Annotated in this window: 14 protein-coding genes, 1 tRNA gene and 3 pseudogenes; 12 read left to right on the forward strand and 6 right to left on the reverse strand. The window is 69.7% G+C overall.

Annotated elements, in window-relative coordinates; genetic code table 11:
• Nucleotides 1-196 precede the first annotated feature (196 nt).
• The 4 genes and pseudogenes from CHF15_RS01000 to CHF15_RS01015 all read left to right on the forward strand — a co-directional run bounded on the left by CHF15_RS01000 (nt 197) and on the right by CHF15_RS01015 (nt 3,199).
• Nucleotides 197-502, forward strand: a complete 306-nt coding sequence (locus tag CHF15_RS01000) for a hypothetical protein (protein WP_089221647.1) — start codon at nt 197-199, stop codon at nt 500-502.
• A gap of 94 nt (nt 503-596) precedes the next feature.
• A pseudogene (locus CHF15_RS01005) lies at nt 597-896 on the forward strand (RidA family protein); the annotation flags it as partial.
• Between the two features lie 32 nt (nt 897-928).
• Complete coding sequence (locus CHF15_RS01010) at nt 929-1,882, forward strand: RNA polymerase sigma-70 factor (protein ID WP_089221648.1); 954 nt, start codon at nt 929-931, stop codon at nt 1,880-1,882.
• 120 nt (nt 1,883-2,002) lie between these two features.
• Nucleotides 2,003-3,199, forward strand: coding sequence for an NAD(P)/FAD-dependent oxidoreductase (locus CHF15_RS01015; RefSeq protein ID WP_089221649.1), 1,197 nt, complete (start codon nt 2,003-2,005; stop codon nt 3,197-3,199).
• Nucleotides 3,200-3,234: 35 nt separating this feature from the next.
• Here the strand turns inward: CHF15_RS01015 and CHF15_RS01020 are convergent, their stop codons facing one another.
• Together CHF15_RS01020 and CHF15_RS01025 are read right to left on the reverse strand one after the other, a co-directional pair.
• The gene (locus tag CHF15_RS01020; RefSeq protein WP_089221650.1) at nt 3,235-3,555 is read right to left on the reverse strand and encodes a hypothetical protein; all 321 of its coding nucleotides are present in this window, start codon (nt 3,553-3,555) and stop codon (nt 3,235-3,237) included.
• 129 nt (nt 3,556-3,684) lie between these two features.
• The gene (locus CHF15_RS01025; RefSeq protein ID WP_089221651.1) at nt 3,685-4,698 is read right to left on the reverse strand and encodes a DUF1259 domain-containing protein; all 1,014 of its coding nucleotides are present in this window, start codon (nt 4,696-4,698) and stop codon (nt 3,685-3,687) included.
• A gap of 187 nt (nt 4,699-4,885) precedes the next feature.
• On the opposite strand from CHF15_RS01025, the gene CHF15_RS01030 reads away from it, so the two are divergent.
• Nucleotides 4,886-5,674 (forward strand): protein kinase family protein, encoded by a 789-nt coding sequence (locus CHF15_RS01030; protein WP_089221652.1) that lies wholly within the window; start codon nt 4,886-4,888, stop codon nt 5,672-5,674.
• A 146-nt stretch (nt 5,675-5,820) separates the two neighbouring features.
• Here the strand turns inward: CHF15_RS01030 and CHF15_RS01035 are convergent, their stop codons facing one another.
• Nucleotides 5,821-7,677 carry an Ig-like domain repeat protein gene (locus tag CHF15_RS01035; protein WP_322975658.1) on the reverse strand — a complete coding sequence of 619 codons (1,857 nt, stop codon included), beginning with the start codon at nt 7,675-7,677 and terminating at the stop codon, nt 5,821-5,823.
• Nucleotides 7,678-8,223: 546 nt separating this feature from the next.
• Between CHF15_RS01035 and CHF15_RS01040 the strand changes: the two genes are divergently transcribed.
• The 4 genes and pseudogenes from CHF15_RS01040 to CHF15_RS01060 all read left to right on the forward strand — a co-directional run bounded on the left by CHF15_RS01040 (nt 8,224) and on the right by CHF15_RS01060 (nt 14,026).
• On the forward strand, nt 8,224-8,664 hold the full coding sequence (locus CHF15_RS01040; protein WP_089221654.1) for a VOC family protein: 441 nt from the start codon (nt 8,224-8,226) through the stop codon (nt 8,662-8,664).
• Between the two features lie 990 nt (nt 8,665-9,654).
• Nucleotides 9,655-10,290 (forward strand): annotated as a pseudogene (gene snpA / locus CHF15_RS01050) (snapalysin); the annotation flags it as partial.
• Nucleotides 10,291-11,147: 857 nt separating this feature from the next.
• A complete protein-coding gene (gene pstS / locus CHF15_RS01055; protein ID WP_089221657.1) occupies nt 11,148-12,911 on the forward strand; it encodes a phosphate ABC transporter substrate-binding protein PstS in 1,764 nt (587 codons plus the stop codon).
• 299 nt (nt 12,912-13,210) lie between these two features.
• Complete coding sequence (locus CHF15_RS01060; RefSeq protein ID WP_245938613.1) at nt 13,211-14,026, forward strand: hypothetical protein; 816 nt, start codon at nt 13,211-13,213, stop codon at nt 14,024-14,026.
• 273 nt (nt 14,027-14,299) lie between these two features.
• On the opposite strand, the gene CHF15_RS44670 is transcribed toward CHF15_RS01060, so the two are convergent.
• Nucleotides 14,300-14,435 (reverse strand) — tRNA-OTHER (locus CHF15_RS44670).
• 217 nt (nt 14,436-14,652) lie between these two features.
• Here CHF15_RS44670 and CHF15_RS01065 point away from each other — a divergent pair.
• The 3 genes and pseudogenes from CHF15_RS01065 (at nt 14,653) to CHF15_RS01075 (ending at nt 17,453) form a co-directional block, all read left to right on the forward strand.
• Complete coding sequence (locus tag CHF15_RS01065; protein ID WP_245938614.1) at nt 14,653-16,485, forward strand: YncE family protein; 1,833 nt, start codon at nt 14,653-14,655, stop codon at nt 16,483-16,485.
• Nucleotides 16,486-16,560: 75 nt separating this feature from the next.
• Nucleotides 16,561-16,719: pseudogene (locus tag CHF15_RS01070) on the forward strand (site-specific integrase); the annotation flags it as partial.
• 524 nt (nt 16,720-17,243) lie between these two features.
• Complete coding sequence (locus CHF15_RS01075; RefSeq protein ID WP_089221659.1) at nt 17,244-17,453, forward strand: hypothetical protein; 210 nt, start codon at nt 17,244-17,246, stop codon at nt 17,451-17,453.
• 254 nt (nt 17,454-17,707) lie between these two features.
• Here CHF15_RS01075 and CHF15_RS44305 read toward each other — a convergent pair whose 3' ends face one another.
• Both CHF15_RS44305 and CHF15_RS01085 read right to left on the reverse strand, forming a co-directional pair.
• Entirely contained in the window at nt 17,708-18,325 is a 618-nt protein-coding gene (locus CHF15_RS44305; RefSeq protein WP_143681503.1) for a hypothetical protein, read from the reverse strand.
• A 240-nt stretch (nt 18,326-18,565) separates the two neighbouring features.
• On the reverse strand, nt 18,566-18,844 hold the full coding sequence (locus CHF15_RS01085; protein WP_089221661.1) for a hypothetical protein: 279 nt from the start codon (nt 18,842-18,844) through the stop codon (nt 18,566-18,568).
• Between the last annotated feature and the right edge of the window lie 234 nt (nt 18,845-19,078).

The raw sequence follows: 19,078 nt of genomic DNA on the forward strand, positions 1-19,078 counted from the left end.
CTCCGGGCCCCACCCGTGTCACGGTCGTTTCCTCGGCGTTTGCCGCCTTGCATCACGGCGTCCCTGCCCGGTGAGCGAGAACGCGTGGGTCACGTGCCCCTCGTCCTACCGGCTCCAGGCACACGAAGCCGGTTCGACGACGGTCGGAAATGGCACGGCCGTTGTCCACCAATCTTCCCGTACGAAGGAGATTGACATGCGCGCAAACATCACCGTCCGCCGGACTGTCGCCGCGGCGCTCGCGGCACCGATGCTCGCCTTTGTCGCGGCGGGCACCGCCGAAGCGGCACCGCAGACCGTGACCTCAGTCGCCCCCCAGGCAGCCGTGACGAACTACGTCCAGGGCGGCGGTGGCTTCGGAGGCGGCTTCGGAGGCATCGGCGGCTTCCGCGGCAACGGGTTCTACGGCAACAACTTCTACGGCGGCTTCGTCCCCGCCGTCGTCGTCCCCGTGGTCGTCCCCGTCGGCGGCTTCGGCGGAGGGTTCTTCCCCTTCCGCTAAGGGCTCGCCGCTCCTGGCGGCCAACGCGGCACGCCCCACCCGGCCGGAAGCCCCGTGACGAACGCCACGGGTCCTCCGGCCGGCGCCGCGCCCGCGTCGCGGGTACAGCCAGGCCGTCCGGGCCGGCGAAACGCGTCACATCTCAGGGCAGTTGTCCCACGACAGCGCCGACGCCCTCATCGGGAGCGGTGACTTCGAACCGCGGATGAGGACGACCCTCGGCAACCTCGACCGCGTGCTGGAGCACTTCGGCGCCCGCCGCGACCAGATCGTCGAGACCACCGTCCTGGTACGGGGTCTGCGGGACCACTTCGGCACCGTCGCCCGCCTGCACGCCGCGTACTGCGGCGACGTCGAGATCGGCGCCGCCGTCCGCCTCGACGTCGACCACTGACTCACGCCCGCGCGCGGGCTAGGATCCGGGCCATGGCCCTGACCCCGCACGACGTGGAACGGTTCGAGGCGTCCAGGCCCCGCCTGGAGGCCGTCGCCTACCGTCTGCTCGGCTCCGCGAGCGAAGCCGAGGACGCCGTGCAGGAGACCTTCCTGCGCTGGCAGGCCGCCGACGTCGACCGTGTCGACGTCCCCGAGGCGTGGCTGACCAAGGTGCTCACCAACCTGTGCCTCAACCAGCTCACCTCGGCCCGGGCACGGCGCGAGACCTACGTCGGCGAGTGGCTCCCCGAACCGCTGCTCGCCGGGGACCCGATGCTCGGCCCGGCCGACACCGCGGAGCAGCGCGAATCGGTCTCGTACGCCGTCCTCGTCCTGCTGGAGCGCCTCACCCCCAACGAGCGCGCCGTGTACGTGCTGCGGGAGGCCTTCGCGTACCCGCACCGCGAGATCGCCGAGATCCTCGACATCACCGAGGCCGCCAGCCAGCAGATCCACCACCGCGCCAAGAAGCACGTCGCGGACGGCAGGGCCCGCGGGGCCGGCGCCGGGATCGACGAGGCGGCGGCCCGGCGGGTCGTCGAGGAGTTCCTGGCGGCCGCCACCAGCGGCCGGACCGAGCCGCTGGTGCGGCTGCTCACCCAGGACGCCGTCGCGGTCGGCGACGGCGGCGGGAAGGTGCCGGCCCGCGCGAAGGCGTTCGAAGGCGCCCTCGCCGTGGCGAAGTTCCTGCGGGGCCTGTTCAAGCCCGGCACGGCCAAGCGCACCCTGGTCGGCGGCACGGCCGAGATCCACGCGACGGACGTCAACGGCGCCCCGGCCGTTGTGGCGGTCGTCGACGGCCGGGTCGTCGGCGTCATGTGCCTGGAGGTCACCGCCGACGGCGTCGCGGCCGTCCGCAACCAGGTCAACCCCGACAAGCTCGAACGCGCCACCCGGCGATGGGCGGCCGGCGACCACGGGGAACCCCTGCTCCACGCCTTCTGATGCCCTTTTGATCCCGTTCCGATCCCCGTGTGACGTGTGTCACATCACATTCCTGTCAGGAAACGGCGGGCCGCCCGGTTCAAGTGGCGAATCCGCTGGAGAGCAGACAGGAGCCAGGCCATGCAGCACCGCATCGTCGTCCTCGGAGCCGGGTACACCGGAGCCAGCGCCGCCGGGCGCCTCGCCCGGCGGCTGCGCCGCGAGGACGTCGCCATCACCCTTGTCAACGCCGAGCCCGACTTCGTCGAGCGCGTCCGGATGCACCAGCTCGCCGCCGGCCAGGACCTCACGCCCCGGCCCCTCGGCGAGATGTTCGCGGGCACCGGCGTCGAACTGAAGGCGGCGAAGGTCACCGGTGTCGACGCCGACCGCCGCACCGTCGCCGTCCACGGCGCCGACGGCACCGAGGAGTTGGCGTACGACACCCTCGTCTACGCCCTCGGCAGCGGCTGGAAGGACCAGGGCGTCCCCGGCGCCGCCGAGCACGCCCACGAGATCGCCGGCCGCGCCGGGGCGCTGCGCGCACGCGAGCGCCTGGCCGGCCTGGAGGCCGGACGCCCCGTCCTCGTGGTCGGCGGCGGCCTCACCGGCCTGGAGGCGGCGACCGAGCTCGCCGAGGCCCGCCCGGACCTCGACGTCGCCCTCGCCGCCCACGGCGGCCTCGGCGACTGGCTCTCCCCGAAGGGCGCCCGGCACCTGCGCAAGGTCGTCGACCGCCTCGGCATCACCGTGCACGAGCACACCACCGTCACCGCCGTCGAGGCCGATCGCGTCACCACCGCCGACGGCACCTCGCTCCCGGCCGCGGTCACCGTGTGGACGACGGGCTTCGCCGTCCACCCCATCGCCGGAGCCACCACCCTGGAGACCGGCGAGACCGGGCAGATCGTGGTCGACGGCACCATGCGCTCGGTCTCCCACCCGGACGTCTACGCCATCGGCGACGCCGCCCTGGCGATGGGCGCCGGCGGCAAGCCGCTGCGGATGTCGTGCGCCTCGGGCATCCCCACCGCCTGGCAGGCCGCCGACGCCATCGCCGCCCGCCTGACCGGCGGCAAGCTCCCCGACATGCCGCTGCGGTACTTCAACCAGTGCATCTCGCTGGGCCGCAAGGAGGGCCTGATCCAGTTCGTCACCGCCGACGACCGCGCCGTCGGCGCGGCCATGACCGGACGGTTCGCCGCCGTCTACAAGGAACTCGTCTGCAAGGGCGCCGCCTGGGGCGTCGCCAACCCGACGATGGGCATCCCCACCCGCCGCCGCCGCGTCGCCCCCCGGCCCGCCGCGGCAGCACCCGCCGTCCGTACGCCGGCCTGACCCGGCCCACGGGCCACCCACCGTCACCAGGGGGATCAGGAGTTGGCGATCAGCGCCGCCGTCGGCAGGAGCGTGGCCAGGGCGCTGAGCAGCCAGAAGCCGCGCGCGGTGAGCGCCGTCCGTGCGGCGAGGGGCCGGTTCGCCATCCACCAGAGCACGGCGTACAGGAGCACGACCGGCCCGAAGAGCACCAGCGCGGGCATGATGCCGTCGTTCTCCGTCGGCTCCCGCCGGGTCAGCCCCAGCTCGGCGAGCGGCCAGTTGGAGGCGATGTACCAGAGCATCCAGAAGGGGACCACGCCCGGGATCCCCAGCAGCAGGTTCACACCCAGGGCGGTGTACCACCGTCTCGCCATGTCCCTCGCCCCCGTGATCGTCTGCCGAGACGGTACACCGGGGGAGACGGCAGCCGACCGCCGCGTCCACAGCGGGCATCCCGCGTGGAGCGGCGGTCGGGACACGCGAACCCGCCGACGGGCGGGTGGTCAGCCGATCTCCACCGCCATGCCCTTGACGTTGGTGGCGTCCAGCGCCTTGCGGATCCCCTTGGCGAGCTTGACCGCGTCACCCACGGCCCAGAAGTGCACGAAGAAGAGCCTCGGTTCGTCCACGAGCCCGTGGTTGTGCAGCTCGACGAGCTGGCACCCGGCCTTCCTGAGGGCCGCCAGGACGTTCTGGACCTCACTGGCGATCATGGCGCAGTCGCCGCTGACCGCGGCCCGGCCGTTGCCCAGCGGCTGGTAGTTGATCGCACTCGTGGATCCGAGGCCCGGCGGCAGCACCATGCCGGCGTCGGTGATGGTCTCCCGGCGCACGAAGGTGTTCTTGTAGACCCCGTCGTCGATACCGCCCTTGACACCCATCACCTTGTCGATGGCGGCCACGTCCATGTCGAGCTCGCGCGGCTTGCTGTGGTCCGGCCGTCCCGGGGGCGGGGCGCCGGTACGGTCGAGCGCCGCGCGCAGGCCCTTGGCGATGGCCACGGGGTCCTTGCCGTGCGCGTGGACGTGGACCCACCAGATCTCGGGCGTCTGGGACAGCAGGTGCTTGTGGATCGCGGTCTGCTCGATCTTGCGTTCGTGCAGCACGTCGGCGAACGACTGCATCTCCTTCTCGGTGACGACCACGTCGCCCATCAGCAGCGTGTTCCCGTCGGCGTACCGGACGAAGGACACGTGCGAGCCCAGCGCGAGCCCCGGTTTGACGGTGACGCCCTGCGAGACCACGTTGAGGTCCCGGCGCGGCAGGCCCGTGTGGTACATGAACTCGCGCCTGATGTCGCCCGTCCGTCCCAGCGCGAGGGCCACCTCCTTCCAGTCCGTCAGGGCGGTGCGCACGGGCATGACCGACGGGTGGTTGTGCTGCTTCGACGTCCCGGTGGGCGCGCACGCGGAGATCGCCCCGCCCAGCAACGGCGCCAGAGTGGCCGCGGCGAGCAGATGCCGCCGTGACGCACCTGCCTGCGGGTGGGTGTCCTGCTGTCGGTCCTCACGCATCATGTGTGCCTCCTGACGGGATGGAAGCACGGCGAACGGCGGACACACCCCAGCACCGCCAGCACTGCGGCCAGGTGGGTGAAGCGCCCGTCGGCAAACGGGTGAGCCCACCCGGCGGAACGGCTTCCGGGCCGGGTCGCCCGCGCGGGCGCCGAGGCTCCCCGGGACGGCACTCTGGGACCCTCCGGTCATGCCGACGCACCGCTTCACCGAGATCCCCGCCGACGCCCTGGCCGTCATCGAGACGCACACCGGGCCCGTGCGGAGGACGCAGCCGGTCCCGACGGGCCTCAACTCGGAGATCGCGGCCCGCGTCCACACGGCGACCGGCACCGTCTTCGTCAAGGGCCTGCGGCTGGAGCACCCGCGGGTGTGGACGCAGCAGCGCGAAGCCGCCATCGCCCCGTACGTCGCCCCGACGGCCCCCGCCCTGCTCTGGCACGCCCGGGGCGACGGCTGGGACCTCCTCGGCTTCGAGGACCTCGCCGGCCCCCACGCCGACTACGCCCCCGGCTCGCCCCACCTGGCCCTGGTCGCCGAGGCGATGGGGACCCTCGCCGGGCTGCCGCTACCCGGCCTGCCGCTCAGGACCATGGCGGACCGGATGCGGGCCTACGCCGGCGATGACGCCGCGCTGTTCCACGGGGACCGGCTGCTCCACACCGACTGGAACCCGCACAACGTCCTCATCGCGGGGCGGGCCCGGATCGTCGACTGGGCCTGGGCGGCACAGGGCGCGGGATGGATCGACCCCGCCCTCTGGGCGATCTGGCTCATCGCCTGCGGCCACACTCCCGAGGGGGCCGAGCGGTCGGCCGCCGGACACGCCGCGTTCGCCGACGCCCCCGCACGCGGACTCGACGCGCTCGCGCGAGCCCAGCACCGGCTCTGGGACGAGATCGCCGGCGATTCCCCCAACGACTGGACAGCGCGGATGCGGACGGCGGCCGCCGCATGGCACCGCCACCGACACGGCTGACGGACCCCGCACCACCCGCCCCGCACGGCCCACCCGTCCCGCACCACCCGGGCGTGAACGCCGGAGGCCCCACCGCGTGCGGTGGGGCCTCCGGCGTTCCCCGGTCCCCGGGGTTCGCTGACGCGGCATTCCGGGCCGGGACGGGCCTACTTGGTGAAGACGAAGTACTTCCAGGCGCCGTGCGTCGTGGAGTTGACGTTGTCGCCGGAGGAGCCGTTGACGTACGACGAGCGCATCCGGGCGCGGATGCCGGACTCGCCCGCCGCCTCGAGGCGCACGGCCGACTTGCCGTTCTTGGCCAGGGCGAAGTACTGGGAGCCCGCGCCGTACCAGGAGCCCTGGTAGTACACCTGGAGCTCGAAGCGCTGCTTCCGGCCGGTGTAGTAGTTCATCGTCGTGGTGAACACCGGGTCGGTGTTCTTGTGGAACCAGTAGTACGTCGTGGAGCCAATTTTGCCCGTCTTGTAGTGCTTGGAGACGGCCGTGGAGACCTTGGCCCGGGCGTACGACGTCGACTTCACGGTCTTGGAGGCCGAGCGGGCGTCGCCGGCGAAGACCGCGGTGACGTTGGTGTCACGGGTCATGTCGACCGTCACCGACACATTGCCCTTGGAGTTGACCTTGGCGCTCTTCAGCAGCCTCTTCGGCTTGTCCGTCCCGAAGGGGTCCGCGTAGATCGCCACGGTGCGGCTCTTGTACGTCGTCCCGAGGTGCGCGGTGAAGACGACGTCCTTGCCGTACGAGTACAGCTTGCCGTTGTTGTTCAGGGTGAGCGCGGTGGCCTTGCGCGAGACCTCCACCGCGTCCGAGCCGGAGGCGGCCGTGTGCGTGGCGTCGCCCGCGTAGGAGACCTTGTAGGTGACCTTGCCGCCGGCGGTGGGGGTGTCCGTGAAGGAGAAGCTGCCGTCCGCCTTCGTCGTCACGGTGGGCAGCGCCCTGCCGTTCGGCGACTCGATGTCCGTGCGGGTCACCTTCAGGACGGTGCCCGCCGCCAGGAGCGTCTTCGAGGTCAGCTTGCCCGTGACCGTGAGCTTCTTGGCCCGCTCCGACTTGCCGGGGGCCGACACCTTGAGGGTGGGCAGCTCCTTGGTGGGGTCGGTCAGGGCGCGAAGGGTGTAGGTGCCATAGGTGTTCACGGAGACGGCGAAGAGCCGGCTCGCGTCCGGCGCCCAGGCGAGTGCCCCGTCCACGAGGGTGTCGGCGCCGCTGCTGTTGCCGGTGTTGGGGAAGTCGTACTCCCGCGTCGGCGTGGGGTCACCGGGCCGGTGGATGTGGACGTCGGGTTCGTACCAGGAGAAGCTGCCGCCCGCGACGCTGCCGTCGGGTGCGACCCGCACGGCGTTCGGATAGGCGTCGATGGGGTAACCGGCCTGCTCGGTGAGGTCCGTGGTCGAGTAGGCGCCGATGGCGTACCCCATGTCGGGGTCTCCCCACGACGTGAGGACCTGGCTGCCGTCGGGTGTCAGGTCCAGTTGCCGCACGGCGGTGTCCATCTCGCCCTTGACCCGCAGCGTGGCCCCGTCGGCGGAGACGTCGTACACCGCGAGGTCGCCGCCGTTGCCCGCCGCCAGCACGCCGGGGACGGCCGGATCGGACGCCAGGAACATCCCGAAGGCGCCGGAGAAGTCGATGTCGCCCCGCTGGGCGAGGTGGACGACGGGCTCCGCTCCGGAGACGTCGAGGGAGCCGAAGTCGGTGCCGTAGGCGAACCAGATCCGGCCGTCCACCACCTCCAGGTCGAGGGGAGCCGCGCCGACCGGGTAACTCGCGGTCTGGGTGTAGGTGCCCGTCTCCACCGAGATGATCCGGTTGGCGTTCTTCACGGCCGCGTACACCTGGCCGGAGTCGGCGGACAGCGCGAGGCCGGTCACGCCGGAGAGTCCGGTCAGCGTCGCCTTCACGGTGCCCGCGTAGTCCGTGACGACGATCTTGCCGCCGGTCGGATCGGAGACATACACCCGCTGGTGGGCGCCGTCCACGACCATGGCGCCGATCGATTTCACGGGAAGGGTTTTCGCGGAGTCGGCCGCGGCCGGCCCCGCCAGGCCCGTTACCAGGGCCGCGGAGCTGAGAACGAGCGCGAGTGCCGTCGCGGTCGAGATGCTGCGCCTGCGCACAGTGATGTGACCCCCACAGAAGAAGCCCGGTGCTCGCCGGGCGGAGAAGAACAGGCCGCGCGTCCCCCCTCGCACCGACACAGGTGCGCGGACGCCGGAGTGGCAGCGTATGGCATGCGAGTGACAATTGAAGACTGGAATACCGCGACCCCACGGTATGGGCGGAGCGCACCCGCGCCCCGGTGACCAGGGATTCGGGCCCATCGCCGCCCGCGATGCGACGACGCCCGCCGGGCTTCCGTGCGCGCCGCCGGCGCGGCGGGCACGTGAGCTTCTGCGCCATGCTCTTCTCTGCGGCAGCGTGGCCCACCTGAGGCGTGACCCGGATTCTTCGAAGCCGGCGGTCCGCGGATGTCGAGAACGTGACACCGGCTCCGTCCCAGGGGCATCAGCGGCCACCACCGGCCGCACGAGGAAGAAGGAGAGACCAGCATGGCGATTCAGCGGATGGACAACGTCGGCATCGTCGTCGAGGACCTGGACGCCGCGGTCGCGTTCTTCGTGGAACTCGGTATGGAGCTGGAGGGCCGGGCGGAGGTCGAGGGCCTCGTCGCCGACCGGTGCACCGGACTCGACGGCGTCCACTGCGACATCGCGATGGTCCGGACCCCGGACGGTCACAGCCGGCTCGAGCTGGCGAGGTACCGCAGCCCCGCGGCGACCAGCGCCGGGCCGCGCGACCGGCCGCACAACATCCTGGGCACGCACCGCGTCATGTTCGCCGTCGACGACATCGAGGACACGGTTGCCCGCCTGCGCCCTCACGGCGCCGAACTCCTCGGCGGGATCGCCCGGTACGAGGACAGCTATCTGCTCTGCTACGTCCGCGGCCCGGAGGGCATCATCGTCGGACTGGCCGAGCAACTGGGCTGAGGGGGAAGATGCTGCCCATGACACGCATACGAAGGAGCCGTGCCGCGTAGAGGACCGGCTTCGCTCCGGTCGCGAGATCGCGGACGGGGAGGGCCCTGGATCCGTTATCGCGATGTTCCGGGTCTGTCGGGGGCGGCGAATGCCGCCATCCGTGTGCTCGAACGGGAGCGGTTGGCTCCGGGGATCGTGTCCGTGGCGCTGAGTGTGTGGTCCGTGCGCGTCCACGGCACCAAGCGCCGGTGGAGGTGTTGGGAGGCGGAGTTCACGTGCCCTTGCTGTGGCGAGGGCTGGGCCCGGGACAAGCTGCAACAGGCTCTGCTTCTGCTTCCGCGGGGGGCCGCCACCGAACTCCGAGGGCAGGTCGAGCGCCTGGACGCGGTCCTGCTCAGGCGAACGCACCACGAGCCTTCGGCGGATCCGGATCTGGCGTGGTGGCATCGCAGGTGCTGAACCCGTCCGTGTCGGTGGACCGGGCGGTCGACGGGGGCACGGCGGGGCACGGCGGGGCCCGGCTTCCATCGTGATCAGGACTGAGCGGCGGCGACTCGGCGGTCGGTGGAGCACGAAAGAGACGGAAGCTCACGTTCTATGACATCGGTCACAGCGCTCCGCCCACCAACCGGTGCACTTAGTAGATACGACATGGCAGAGATCTAGGTATTTGTCCATCTTTGCCCGAATGCGGATCCTGCCGCGCATCCCGGAACTCCACCCGGCCGACCCGCATGTCCACGCCCCGGTGACGTAAGGCTTCTGACGGTACGCCAGCTTTTTCCTCCCGCCCCGACGCGCGCACCGGCGGCCCGCGCACTGCCCTGGCGAGGTCCCGGGACCTACGAGGCGACGTAGTGGCGGGACCCTTTGCGCTCCCTGTCGAGCCGTCCTAACAATGACCACCCACAGGACGTCGCTGCAGTTCGGAACCGGTGTTCACGCGGAGTCGACCGCGCACCGGGCGCTCGATGTCACCGAGTGAGTAGGAGCCCTCACATGAAGTCGTCACGAACGTCCGCGAGGCTCCTCGCCCTCGCTCTCGGCCTGGGTCTGGCCTCCAGCGCTCTGGGTGCGGTGGCGAGCGCCCAGACGGCCGCCACCCCGTCCGCCTCCGCCGATGGCTCCGTGGCCCGGTACGACGGGTCGGTCGGGGAGGCCGCGAACAACAAGGCGTTCTTCGACGCTGTGCTCAAGTCGGTCGCCGACAAGCGCGCCGCCCAGCCCAACGCGCAGGCCGTGACCATCTACTACGACGACTCCCGGGCACCGAGCTTCCGTTCGCAGATATCGAGCGCGGCCTCGATATGGAACAGCTCCGTGTCCAACGTCAAGCTCCAAGAGGCGTCGAGCGGTGCCGACTTCTCCTACTACGAGGGCAACAACTCGCGCGGGTCGTACGCCTCCACCGACGGCCACGGAAGCGGCTACGTCTTCCTTGACTACACGCAGAACCAGCAGGACGACTCGCTCCGTGTCGTCACCCACGAGACCGGGCACGTGCTGGGCCTGGCGGACGACTACAGCGGGCCGTGCAGTGAGCTGATGTCGGGCGGCGGCCCCGGCCCGTCCTGCACCAACCGCTATCCGGACGCCACCGAGCGCTCGCGCGTCGACCAGATGTGGGCCACCGGAGCCGTGCAGTCCCCGGGCACGGTGAACCAGCCCGGCGACCACCTGAACCCCGCGCCGCCGGCAGGGACCGTGCCCCCGGGCAGCCAGGATCCGGGGCGTCCGCTCCACGGCCGACCCGGAGGTAATCGCATTCCCACGTGGGAAGCGGCTCGCTGACGGCGTCCGAGCACTCTCGTAGAGCGGCCGACAGGCGGCTGGTGGCTTGAACGGCCTTTCGGGGCGGCGGACTTGGCGGGTCATCTCGCCGGGTCCGCCGCCCCGGCGCGTACAGGTCCGGTCTTCGCCGGGCCGTACCGGGGGAGCGCGACGGCGAGAGGCGGGAAGGGCCGCGGGAGCCCGCTCGCTCGGTGACCGTTGAGCGCCGCCGGGCTCCGTGCCTGTCCCCGGCCTCCGGGACGGGGCCTTGCCCGACCAGGTCGCCGACGGCGTGGCGTTCCGCTCCCTCACCCAGCCGCACGCGTTGGGCGGATCCGGTCGCCCACCATGCCGACTTCGCGCCATGTCGTCGGAGCCCCGGTCATCCGAGGGCCCGGCGTTGGTGCGTTCGCTGTTCGTCCTTCACCCGCCTGTCGCCCCGGCTTGCGGTGATGCGCGCATTGTTGCGCGATGCGATCAAGGATCAGGGGGCCCTCGGTCGCGCTCCGGGCACGGACACCGTGCTCCGTGACAGGGGGGAGCGATGAAGCCTTGGCAGCGGTCGGCAATCAACGGCACCGGCCTGTCCCGGCCCCGCGCCGGGACGCCGAGCGCATGAGTAGCCGAGCCCACCTCAAGTCCGAAACCACCGCCCCGGGCGCCGTGTAATCGCTCCACCGCCACGGCCCGCTCTCATCACCACTGACCAGGAGTCACCAGCCATGCCCGGATCGCCTCCGGCACCCTTCGCACGCCTGACAGTCGTCAGTGCCCTCTCCCTTCTGGCCGCCCTTCTGTTCGGTGCCACCCCGGCGGTCGCCGCGACATATGTGCCGATCTCGGGTGTCGGGTCGACCTGGAGCCAGAACGCTCTCGACCAGTGGCAGGCCAACGTCCGCCAGTACGGCATGTCCGTGAGCTACGCCGGCACGGGCTCGTCGGACGGCCGCGACCAGTTCCGCAACGGCACCGTGGACTACGCCGTCTCCGAGATCCCCTACGGTGTCGAGGACTCGAGCGTCGTCGACTCGCCGCCGTCCCGCAGGTACGCGTACGTGCCGAACGTGGCCGGTGGTACCTCGTTCATGTACAACCTCACCATCGGCGGCAAGCGGGTGGACAACCTGCGGCTGTCCGGCGAGGTCATCGCCAGGATCTTCACCGGGCGGATCAAGGTCTGGAACGACCCCGCCATCAAGGCCGACAACCCCGCGCTCGCCTCCGTGCTGCCCGCCCGTCCGGTCGTCCCGGTGGTGCGTTCCGACGGATCCGGTACCACGGCGCAGTTCAGCACCTGGATGAGCAAGCAGTACCCGTCGCTGTGGGACGACTACTGCGGCCGGGCCGGCCGCAGCACCCCCTGTGGGACGACCTCGAACTACCCGAAGGTGCCGGGCGGCACCTTTGTCAGCCAGTTCGGCTCGAACGGCGTCTCCGGCTATGTGGCGCAGACCCGCAACGTGGGCACCATCACGTACGTCGAGTACTCGTACGCGGTGTACACGACCCGTTTCCCGGTCGCCAAGGTGCTCAACAAGGCCGGCTACTACGTCGAGCCCACCGCCCGGAGCGTGGCGGTGGCGCTGCAGAAAGCGCGGATCAACGAGGACAGCTCCTCGCCCGGTTATCTGACGCAGAACCTCGACGACGTCTACGACACCACGGACCCGCGCGCCTATCCGCTCTCCAGCTACAGCTACATGATCGTCCCGACCGGGCTGCAGTCGAACTTCACCGCCCAGAAGGGCAAGACCCTCGGTGCCTTCGCGTACTACTTCCTCTGCCAGGGGCAGCAGCACGTCGACAGACTCGGCTACTCACCGCTGCCCGTCAACCTCGTGCAGGCGGGCCTGGACCAGGTCCGCAGGATCCCGGGCGTAGACGTCCAGAACATCGACATAAAGAGCTGCCACAACCCCACCTTCTCCACCGACGGATCCAACACGCTTGCCACGACGGCGCCTTACCCGTCCGCGTGCGACCGGGTGGGCGGTCCTGTGTGCGACGGCACCGCCCCCGGCGGCGGGAGGCAGTCGATCACGACGACCCTCGAGCCCGGGGCGCTGCTGATCTCCGTCGAGGGCAACCCGCACGTCGAGTTGCCCAGTCCGGTGCTCGACCCGTCGGGCGAGTTCCTGCACACCTCGGGGCAGATGACCCCGGTCACCGTCACCGACACCCGCCCGGGCAACATCGGCTGGACGGCATCCGGCCAGGTCGGCGACTTCACCGGCCCGGCCGGAAGCGTCATCGACGGGAGCAGCCTGACCTGGGCCCCCACGATCGTCGACCGCGGCAATGTCCCGTCCCTCAGGCCGGGCGCCCCGGTCGTACGCGGCGACGGCTACGGGCTCAAGGAACCGAGGACGCTGGCCACCGGCATCGGCCCCGGCACCGCGGATGCCGGAGCCGGGCTCGACCTCGACGCACCGACCTCCACGCCGCCCGGTACGTACACGGCGGTCCTGACGCTGACCGTCATCTGATCCCAATCCGCGGGAGGGCCGGCCGCGGCTTCTCACGCACGCCACGCGGCCGGAGCCCGGCCTTGGCGGTACGAGGCCCAGGCTTCCGGAATCATCCCGGTTGACCTGGGCCTTCGCCATGCGCTGGGGCGTGGGCGTGGACGGCTTCGAACCGCCGACATCGGTCTTGTAGGTTCGGGTCAGGCTCCGTGTGACCCGCCGGCCGGACCGGGCCGGCGGCGACATGCGGCGGACGGGTCGGTAACCGCCCCGAGCAAATCCGATGGCACCGACAGCGTTCCGGCGACAAGACTGCCCCGGTGAACACCCTGCCGCCGGTGCCCGGCCCGCTCTCTACACCCCTGCCGGACCCACGTGGCCGCGACATGGTTCCGGACTACAGCGGCATGCACGCCCTGGTCTCGGACCTGGTCTTGCCTCGTGGGGCGTCGATGTATGTCATGAGCGCGATGGAGACGTCCCGTGAGCTCATCCGGCACTCCTACTACCGGTACGAGTTCGCCACCGTAGCCGTCACACACTCCCTGTTCGCCCTGGAGCACGTCCTAGCCGAGCGTCTGGGCTCGAACGACCCTCTCCACGCCCTGATCCAGCGGGCCACCAACGCAGGGCTCATCACGGCCGGACTCGCCGCCGAACTCGACCGCAGCCGACAACTGCGCGACCGGCTCACGCAGGGCGCCGTGTCAAGTGCCGCCATCGGCCAGGCCCAAGCGGTCGTAATGGTGCGTGCCGTCTTCGATGCCGTCGCCCTGCTCCTTCGCCCACCGTCCGCAGCAGAGGCGACAGCCACCCCGGTGGGCGGAGCACAGCCCGCCGGCGGACTCGCGCGGCTGTGGAAGGACCACCTGCGCGCTCTGTTCCCCGACGGCTTCCGCGGCGTGGACTTCGACGGCGTGGACCTGGTCCTCCTGGACGCCGACGTCGCCGGCCTCGTGCACAGAGAACTGAACGGCGGACTTGACGACAGGGGCATCGCCTCCCTCTGGCGCTGTATCGCCGACCTGGACAAGATCGTGCCCCTGATCAACGAGGAGTACTGCGCCTCCTACTTCACGAAACTTCGGACGATGGCACAGGTCGCAGCATCGCCCCACACCCCCACGGCGATCTGACTGCGGGGTTGAAACAGACTCGGGTGTGTTCCCACGCCCCTTGTCAGGGTCTGGCCAGGTCCCGCTCCATCAGGCTCTCTGGACGCAGGGGCCGCGTGAAGTTGGTCAGCGGCTTTGGGCTGCAGCTGCGATGGCGGCGAGATCCGGGGCCCGTAGGCTGCCAGCGAATCGGGCCGGCTCCTTGCCTGGCGGCCCTCACCCAAGCAAAAGGTCACGGCCCAGGCACCCCGAGCCATATCGGTTCACCTGGGTCTTTGCCACGCGCGCTGGGGCTGGTGGGCGTGGACGGATTCGAACCGCCGACAGTTGCCTTGTAGGCCTGGCGGTCAGGGTCGCCGAGGGTGCGCAGGTCAAGCCAGGTTTGCAGGCATCCCAGCTCAGCGGGTCGTGTCGACTGCTGTCTGCGCCCACGAGACGTCCACGATGACGCTGCGTGAAGCGCAACAGAAACATTCCTGAGCTCATGAGAGAAGTCCCGGGAACCGGTCACGTTCAGCGCATTCCGGCTGGCAGAGCACCGTGGCGGCCCAAAGGATGTGCATTGACGGACGGCGGGGCACTTATTTCTGCTCAGCCGTCGCAATTCATCATGACGGCTCCCAGGAGCCGACCGGCCTGGAGAAACAATGTCCCTCATCTCCCCTGCGCTCATATCCGGCGGCGTCTTCGCAGACTTACGCCGTAGCGCACGGCACCAGTGGCTCACCCGGTTGAGCGTCATCCTGGCAGCCCTTTCCCTCGCCCTCCTGCCCACCGCTGCTCCTCACGCCTTCGCAGCAACACAGAAAGACCTGCCCCGCAATCGCTTGAACCCCGCGGGTGGATCTGAGGTGCCCGCTGTACAGGGGCGTGTGGCCGCGCCGTTGAGCGCGGCGTTCTCCACAGTGACGATCCCGGCGGGCACGACCCCGATCCCGGTGGCGGTGGCGCAGAACGGCAACGTCTACGTCGGCAACGCCAATTCCGGCAACGTGACGGTGATCAGCAGCACCACGAACACCGTCTTGGCCACCGTCCCCGTCGGCTCAGACCCGGCCATGATCGCGGTGGCGGCGAACGGCAACGTCTACGTCACCAACCAAAGCTCGAGCAACGTAACAGTGATCGACAGCACCAGTAACACGGTCCTGGCCACTGTTCCCACCGGCGGGGGCCCGTTCGCGTTGGCGGTGGCGCCCAACGGCAGGGTCTACGTCGCCAACTCGACGTCGAACAACGTGACGGTGATCGACAGTACCAATAACACGGTCCTGGCCACCGTCCCCGTCGGCGCGGTCCCGGACGCGGTGGCGGTGGCGCAGAACGGCAACGTCTACGTCGCCAACCGAAACGCGGGCACCGTGACGGTGATCGACAGCGCCACGAACACCGTCCTGACCACCCTCCCCACCGGCGGGTTCCCCGGCGCGGTGGCGGTGGCGCAGAACGGCAACGTCTACATCGCCAACCAGACCTCGAACAACGTGACAGTGATCGACAGTGCCACGAACACCGTCCTGGCCACCGTCCCCGCCGGCACGGTCCCGGGGGTGGTCGCGGTGGCGCAGAACGGCAACGTCTACGTCACCAACACCGTCTCGAACAACGTGACGGTGATCGACAGTGCCACGAACACCGTCCTGGCCACCGTCCCCACCGGCGGAGGCCCGTTCGGGATAGCGGTGGCGCCGACCGGCAAGGTCTACGTCGGCAACTCAAATTCGAACAACGTGACGGTGATCGACAGTGCCACGAACACCGTCGTGACCACCGTCCCCGCCGGCGCGTTCCCGTTCTACGTGGCGGCGGCGCAGAACAGCAACGTCTACGTCACCAACGCCAATTCGGCGAACGTGACGGCGATTTCGCCATTGACGGTGACGACCTCAACCACGTCGCCGAAGTGCGAGCAATCGGTGACGTTCAGCATTTCCGGGGGCACTCCGAGCGGGACAGCGGTGGTGGACTTCGGGGACGGCAGCCCCACGGTCACCGTCGCCCTGGACGCCACCGGGAGCGGGCAGACCAACCACACGTACGCCGCCGGTACGTTCACCGCGACCGTGAACGGCAACCCCACCTCCGTCACCGTGGCGAGCGGATCCGACAAGCCGTGCTGTCGCGGTTGGTCCCCCGCGGGCGATGACGCGAGGCCTTCGCAGTCACCCCGACCGCACTGCTGCGCCGGCATGGGCAACTCGCCGCACGCAGACGGACCTTCGTCCAGCACCGTCGCCCCGGCCGCCCATCCGTCACCCCGGCCGTCCGGTTCATCCTGCCCTCGGCCCGCGAAAACAGCAGCCGGGGCCACCGCCGAACACAAGGCGAACCCGCCTGCCCCGGCTACCCGATCGCCCCGTCCACAGTCTGGGAAATCCTTCATGCAGCCTGAATCGACCCTGCCCCGCAACGCTCCGGCCCGACCGGGCGCCAGTTCCTCACCGACCAGGCCCGCGGCATCATCGCCGCCGACTTCCTGAACCTCGGCACCGTCTCACTCAAGCGCCTGTACGCCTTGATCTCCATCGAGATCGAGCACGGCACGCGGCGCGTCCACCTCGCCAGGCGTCGCGCCTCGCGTAGTGGTGGAGATCCCCGGGCACTCCCGGATCGCCGTCACGATGAACGTCCACACCCACGTGGTGCAGGACACCCGGCGTGAGGCCGTGAGCCACATGGACCGGCTGCTCCGGAGGCATCCCGGCCGCGAGTGAGCGTGGCCGTTGATGTCGGATCCGGATGTCGAAGACCCCCAGCCATGACCGGCTGGGGGTCTTCTCATGGGTGGGCGTGGACGGTTTCGAACGGCCGACATCTGCCTTGTAAGCCTGGTGGTCAGGGTGGTCGAGAGTATGCAGGTCAGGACAGCCTTGAAGGCTCCCCAGCTCGGCCGGTCTTCGTGACTGCTACGAGCCGCTGGTGACCGTGACTGACCGCTCGATGTGGCACGGTTGTGGCACGCGCAGGTGTCGAGAGCCGGCCTCCAAGCCGGTGAGAGTGGGTGCGCCTGCTAAGACCGCTCGGCTTCGGGGCTGGCTCAGCGAGCAAGGAGTCGCGCTGGTGCGCCTCTGCCCCGCATATTCACGCTCAAGAACATCGAGATCACCTGCGTGAGCTTCACATTTCACCGGCATCGATCTTGTGGTGGGGAGCTCTCGGCTCGACCATGGGCGGAGACCAGGTCAGAACTCGTGTTCGTGGGGGGACTCTTGTGATCGCTGCGAGGGAAGCAGGCACCGTGCTGATGCTCGGCAGACTGGTAGGGGTTTTCCTCGGGGCGATCGGGCTCATCAGTCTGCTGTTGGCACTCCTTCTCCTGGCCTCGGCGCGACGCGACAAGGCGGAAGGGGCCTTCGAGACCGCGAAGACCGTGAGACGAAACGGCTTCATCGCCCTGACGCTGGGGGGCCTGCTCGTCGGCGTCGACACAGCCCTGTGGGTCCTGTAGGACGCTGCCCATCGACCGCGCTGATCTGCCCCTGCGCCGTGACCACAGCCTTGTAAGTTCGGGCCGGGCGCCGTACGAACTGCCAGAAGGCGCCTGCATGGGCGGTCTCTGGCCGGTCTTCGGCTGCCTCGTTCCGTGGCTGTCCATCGGCGTTGATGTCATCTGGTGATGTCAGCTCCCACCCGAGTCGGCGCTGATAAGGCACTGCAAGCGGCGTCACCCCGCTCCAGTCGGAGCTATCAGGAGTGCGTCGATCAGGAGACCTTGACGACCCACTGTCGACAGTCGGGGACGCTCATGAGCCCGGCACCGGGCAGGCGGCCCACACCCTTGATCTGCGAATGCTGGGAGAGGCGGATCGGCTCGCCGCCCGCGGCCCGGTTGAACACCAGGGAATTGGCCGTGATCTCGGAATGGAAGTCGAAGCTCACACCGGCCGGTCCGCCTTCGTAGCGGAACACAGCGGCTCCGTTGCCGGACACCGTTCCTGAAAGAAGCGGCAATTCCGCCCCGGAGAGCACCGTCAGCCGCCAACGGGCGAACCCACCGACACTGCGCCCCGGGCACCGGCGCACCACCCGCAGGGAGTTGAAGCCGGCGGGCACGACGGCTCGGATCGGCCGGGCACCCCTGGTCCAGCCCAATTCGCCTCCCGTGACGATCTCGTGGGACGCCTTTCGTACCGGAAATATCTGGAAGTTACTCGTCCACCCTCCTCTTATCTCCACCGGTAGCGGGCTTTCCAGCATGTTCTCCGCGATCTCGATCTCCCGGCTGCGCCATCCACCCCACCTGGTACGCGCCTCATTACGGTTCATATCCCCGCCTCTCGGTGAAGCCGCCACCACACGCGCCGATTGCTGCACTTCCACAGCCACTCATCAGCTGGCCGCACTCGGGGCAGGCGAGGGCATCGTTGGTCACGTCGACACCCTAACTGAGCGGCCTCTTCGTCCCGAAGTAACGGGAGCGCCTGTGTGACCTGTGGCCGGAGTGCCGGTGACCTGCGCGAACTGTACGCGAGTGTCCGTGGTTGTGCGCCTGCGTGCGGGGCCGTTGTAGCGCAGTTAGACACTCAGCCAGCGCTGGCCATGCTGCTCGTTTAGATGAAATCATTCTCCCCGCGCGGCGACATCGCGGAACAGTTCTGCGAGCGTATGCAGCTGCTGCTGTCGTGCTTGCTCAGCCTTGCGCCTCGCTTGCCGCGCGTGAGCGATGAGGCCGCACAGCCATACAACGAGAGACGCGATCACCAGAACGCCGGCCCAGAACACGAGGTCCTGCAACGTACCGTCGAGGTCAAGCGAGTCATGGGCCCAGAGTGCATGTACAAGAGCCCCCATGACCCCCTGGAACGCATCCCAACAGGCCAGCACCGCCAGGACGGCCACACAGCCCCAGCCATTGTTTCGCCTTTTCCCAGTCACGGTTTGTTGCTCCGCTTCGCCACACCCCACGCCTTCGTCGACGGCAAGGCCCCTCTCGGCGGCACACTACCGTGCGGCTGGTGCGGAGAGGCTTTGGGCTGGAGCTGGCGTGGGGCGAGAGATCGGGGCCCGTACGCTGGCCGCGAATCGGGCTCGCTCCTTGCCTGCCCGCAATAGCCCGATGTGGGCCCCGATCTT

This window comes from Actinacidiphila glaucinigra (assembly GCF_900188405.1).
GTDB classification, from domain to species: domain Bacteria; phylum Actinomycetota; class Actinomycetes; order Streptomycetales; family Streptomycetaceae; genus Actinacidiphila; species Actinacidiphila glaucinigra.

What these genes read in the sequence shown, in the direction of transcription:
- CHF15_RS01000 (WP_089221647.1), top strand. Translation starts at nt 197, where the DNA reads ATGCGCGCAAACATCACCGTCCGCCGGACTGTCGCCGCGGCGCTCGCG.
- CHF15_RS01010 (WP_089221648.1), top strand. Translation starts at nt 929, where the DNA reads ATGGCCCTGACCCCGCACGACGTGGAACGGTTCGAGGCGTCCAGGCCC.
- CHF15_RS01015 (WP_089221649.1), top strand. Translation starts at nt 2,003, where the DNA reads ATGCAGCACCGCATCGTCGTCCTCGGAGCCGGGTACACCGGAGCCAGC.
- CHF15_RS01020 (WP_089221650.1), bottom strand. Translation starts at nt 3,555, where the DNA reads ATGGCGAGACGGTGGTACACCGCCCTGGGTGTGAACCTGCTGCTGGGG.
- CHF15_RS01025 (WP_089221651.1), bottom strand. Translation starts at nt 4,698, where the DNA reads ATGATGCGTGAGGACCGACAGCAGGACACCCACCCGCAGGCAGGTGCG.
- CHF15_RS01030 (WP_089221652.1), top strand. Translation starts at nt 4,886, where the DNA reads ATGCCGACGCACCGCTTCACCGAGATCCCCGCCGACGCCCTGGCCGTC.
- CHF15_RS01040 (WP_089221654.1), top strand. Translation starts at nt 8,224, where the DNA reads ATGGCGATTCAGCGGATGGACAACGTCGGCATCGTCGTCGAGGACCTG.
- pstS (WP_089221657.1), top strand. Translation starts at nt 11,148, where the DNA reads ATGCCCGGATCGCCTCCGGCACCCTTCGCACGCCTGACAGTCGTCAGT.
- CHF15_RS01065 (WP_245938614.1), top strand. Translation starts at nt 14,653, where the DNA reads ATGTCCCTCATCTCCCCTGCGCTCATATCCGGCGGCGTCTTCGCAGAC.